Origin of the sequence: Paractinoplanes toevensis (assembly GCF_018332695.1) — a bacterium.
GTDB lineage: Bacteria > Actinomycetota > Actinomycetes > Mycobacteriales > Micromonosporaceae > Actinoplanes > Actinoplanes toevensis.
Map to the genome: position 1 here is coordinate 1 of NZ_BOQN01000008.1, position 3,813 is coordinate 3,813.

Consider the following 3,813-nt stretch of genomic DNA (forward strand, 5'->3'; position numbering starts at 1 on the left):
GACTTCCGCGCCGACGACTGGCAGCCCAAGCCTTACGCGGTTGCCAACCGTCTCCGCGAGGCACGCGAAGCCGCCAACCTGCAGCAGAAGGAACTTGCGGCCCTGCTGAAGTGGGATCCGGCAAAGCTGTCGAAGACCGAAAGCGGTGCGCGTACGGCCGTCACGGCAGACGACGTGCGTGCGTGGGCCCAGGCGACTGGCATGTCTGACCGAGACCGCGACACGACCATCGGCATGCTCGCTCAGTACAAGGCGGCCGAGAAATCGTGGCGGGACCGGATGAAGACGGGCCGGCAGGCAGTGCAGCTTGAGTACGCCCGTCTCTATCGGGATTCAACCCTTTTCCGGATCTTCCAGCTGGCGTGGGTGCCAGGCATCCTGCAAACACCCGACTACGCGCGGCAGATCTTCGAGGATCTGAATGATCTCGATCCGGATACGCCCCGAAACGTCGAAGCGGACGTTCAGACGCGCATGGCCCGTCGCGAATACCTGTACGACCTCGGGAAGCACTACGAGATCATTATCAGCGAGTCGGTGCTGCGGGACGTGATCGTCGAGCCGGATGTGATGCGAGCGCAACTGGCGCGCCTCGAAACGGTCACGGACCTTCCCAACGTCAGGTTCGGGATTTTGCCGTTCGGCCGGCGGCGCCACACTGCAGCGCAGATCGGCTTCGCAATGTACGACGATCTTGCCGTCGTCGAGGACTACGTTATCGACACGCCTTATCACGGCGAGGCTGCGAAGAGATACGCAAAGGTCATGGACCGGTTCTGGAGCGAGGCTGTCGAGGGGGACGACGCTGTACAGCTGATCAGGGCTGCTGCCGCCGCGCTCCATATCGGTTAAAAAATCGTCGCCGACTCTCCCTGTCATCCCCGACAGGGAGAGTCGTCTGTGTCGGCTCCCAGGCGCCAGTGCCGGAGGGATCTGCGTCTGGAATGTAGGAAAGCGGCGCATCGGACTTTAGGCCACGGCCATCGCGGAGCAGTTGACACAGCAGCGGGCCCATTCGGCGCTGCTCGTCCGCGAAGCTCTCTGGTCTTTGAAGCGAGAGGGCGTCCCATAATCGCAGGTGATACAGGTCGACAGCGACGCTCACCGCGTTACAAAATCTGTACGCAGCGGCCAGGGCAGCGCGGTACGACGCCCATGCGAACAGATAGCAGCCGAAAGGGACTAGGAGCCACAGGCCGTGTGACCAGAGCAGGAACAGAGTCACGGGCACCGCCAGCAAGCTGAATGCGCATAGCCGGGCCGAGGTGTCGAGTTGATTTCGGGTGTCTGACAACTCCGTCCGGACTGCTGGCGACGCGATCGGGATGAGCCGCTGCAGGATGTCCCCGGTTCGATAGCCGTATCGGTCTCCTGCCCTGATCTCTCCAGCCTGCAAAGCGTTCCCGAGGCGTGTTGGCAGTGCGGGCTCCATGGCCGGCGGCAGCCAGGCTAGGTCCGGCACGAGCTGCCGGCTGCGGGATTGGAGTTCTCCGAGCTGAATACGCCAGGTGTGATATCGCTGAGACGCCCTGAGCTTGAGAGCCCTTCCTGCGGGAAGCCCATCCCAGTAACCCTCCAGAAATTGGATCATGGGATAGGCGAGTGGGTGCAGAACAGCCGAGAGGACAACGACGGCGAAGACCCCGATCATTGCCCCCGGCCACCCAATCCGGACCGCGAAGGCGCTCAGCCTTCCCCAGGACGGGGCGACGCCCGGCGCTCCCGCCGCCGCGAGCCCTCCCACCAACAGGGTCAAGGCGAATGTAGGTAGCAAATTAACGAAGACAAAGCGAGGGCCGACCCGGACGGCAAGGAACTCATTCACTCGCGCCACCACTCGTAATCGTTAATTTGAAGACCAGGTGTAACTTCGGCGCTTCCGTCAGGGATCGTCCACATAGGTGCAGGCCGGTGACGTTGCCCAGAGGTGCCGGTACAAAAGGAGTCAGACCGGGTCAGGGCGGCAACGCCGCGACAGTCGGGGTCTTGGCACTGATACAACGCTTCAACAGCGGGGGCTGACGCCCTGTTCGAAAGATCAGGATTCTCGTCGAAGGCGCCGGTGAAGAGAGTGAGTCCGAAGAGCCTGCCCAGCCCACGCATTGAGGACCCCCGATGCCGACGATGGGGTCAGGCTACGAGAAGCGGCACCACGATCGGATCGGCCAAACGTCTCGGCGTGCGTGTTGATGTTGGCCGATGAAGCCGGGCCGGGCAGGATGACCACATGAGCCTGCCCTCGCAGCCACGGCGCCCGTTGTCGCCGTGGCCCATCGGGGCAGCAATCCTCGGCGCCTTCGTTGTTCTCGCCATCGTCTTCAACAACAGCCTCGCCGCCGTCCAAGTCATGGTCGTCGGCGCCCTGATCGTCGGGTTGCTCCTCGTACGCACGAGCGCAAAGAGCAGGTCATCCTCCGTCGAAGCCATGACGGGACGAAAGCCAGAATCGACAGAGAAGCCTGCCCCACTCCGGTCCGCACACCTCATCGCGCGTGGAGACAGCCTCCCGGCCGTGCTGACGATCAAAGATGCGGCAGATTACCTGCAAAGTGACATCAAAACGGTCACCGCCGAGCTTGTTGCGGGTCGACTGCCCGGCAACAAGCTCGGCGGTGAATGGCGGATCCGGACAGCTGCGCTCGACCTCTGGTTGGATGGCGACTATGGAGCGGCAGCCGCGGCACGCGCGGCCAGCCAGTAGCTACTTCAGCGGGATCTTCACGCCTTCGGTGAACGTCGACTCGTGCAGCAGGATCGACGCCGGCTTGGTGCCCGCAGGCAGGTCGAACACGAGCTTGCCTTTTACCGTGTTCCCGGGGTTGATTTCGGTGAGGAAAGTCTGATAGTCGGCGTTCGCGTACACGCTCGCCCCCGAGTCCGCCGAGTACTGGTTCCCCTCAGCGTCGTACACGGCCTGCGACAGGTCGGTGAACACCTCCGCCGCCGTCCCCACATTCTTGATCGACACATCGATGAGGCAGAACTGGCCCTGGGCCTTCTGCCCGATCTCGCCGCCGACGGTCGGCACCCCGCACTTCATGCCGGTGACGGTGAACTGGAACTTCCCGTCGGTGATCGGCTTGTTCATGACGCCCGCCGCGGCGTTCTTGCCCTTCTGGTTGTCGTCCAGGTCGCCCGCCACCTTCGCGGTGCCACCGAGCACCAGCGTGAACAGGCCGACACAGCCGAGCGCGCCGATGACGAAGATGCCGAGCACGATCCACGGCCACTTGCGCTTCTTCGGCGGGTGAGCCTGCACCGGGTAGGCGGGCTGGCCGTAGCCCTGAGGCACGTACGGCGATGTCGGCTGGCTGGGCACTACCGGAGGCTGCCCATATGGCTGCTGCCCGTATGCGGGCCGCTGGTTCGGGTCGTAGGACATGGGTGGACTCCATGCGGGCAGGTGAAGGGCTGGTGTGCGCGGCCGGCCACCAGCCCTGAGGACCGACCGCGACACACACCCAACGACATTCGTTGCGCACGCGCAGTCACCCGGATGGATCAGACCCATCGATGATCGGACTGCGGCTGTGGGTCAATCAGGCCCGGCAAGAGAACGGAAGATCCTTGCAATCCGGGACTACTCGTCGAAGTGGTGCACGATCCGTTCGGGTACCGCCGAATACCAGCGAGGATCCCGGGTCATCACGTTGACCTCGCACTCGATCGCCAACAGGGCTGCCGACGCAGAGTCGGGACGGTCGACCAGCCCACGCGTCGCGGCCAAGGCCCGCCAGTCTTCGGCCTTGTCCTCGAGCAGGTACACCGACTCGTGGCCGATCAGCAGCTCAAGGCGGGGATGGTCGGACACCG

Annotated in this window: 3 protein-coding genes and 1 pseudogene; 2 read left to right on the plus strand and 2 right to left on the minus strand. The window is 63.8% G+C overall.

Annotation, left to right across the window (positions count from 1 at the left end):
- Positions 1–852, plus strand: an 852-nt coding sequence (locus tag Ato02nite_RS03120) for a helix-turn-helix domain-containing protein (RefSeq protein ID WP_213004814.1), incomplete at its 5' end; no start/stop codon positions are given.
- A gap of 1,375 nt (positions 853–2,227) precedes the next feature.
- Positions 2,228–2,701 carry a helix-turn-helix domain-containing protein gene (locus Ato02nite_RS03125; RefSeq protein ID WP_213004815.1) on the plus strand — a complete coding sequence of 158 codons (474 nt, stop codon included), beginning with the start codon at positions 2,228–2,230 and terminating at the stop codon, positions 2,699–2,701.
- Here the strand turns inward: Ato02nite_RS03125 and Ato02nite_RS03130 are convergent, their stop codons facing one another.
- Positions 2,702–3,382, minus strand: a complete 681-nt coding sequence (locus tag Ato02nite_RS03130) for a DUF4352 domain-containing protein (protein WP_246606021.1) — start codon at positions 3,380–3,382, stop codon at positions 2,702–2,704.
- Positions 3,383–3,580: 198 nt separating this feature from the next.
- Positions 3,581–3,813 (minus strand): annotated as a pseudogene (locus Ato02nite_RS03135) (hypothetical protein); the annotation flags it as partial.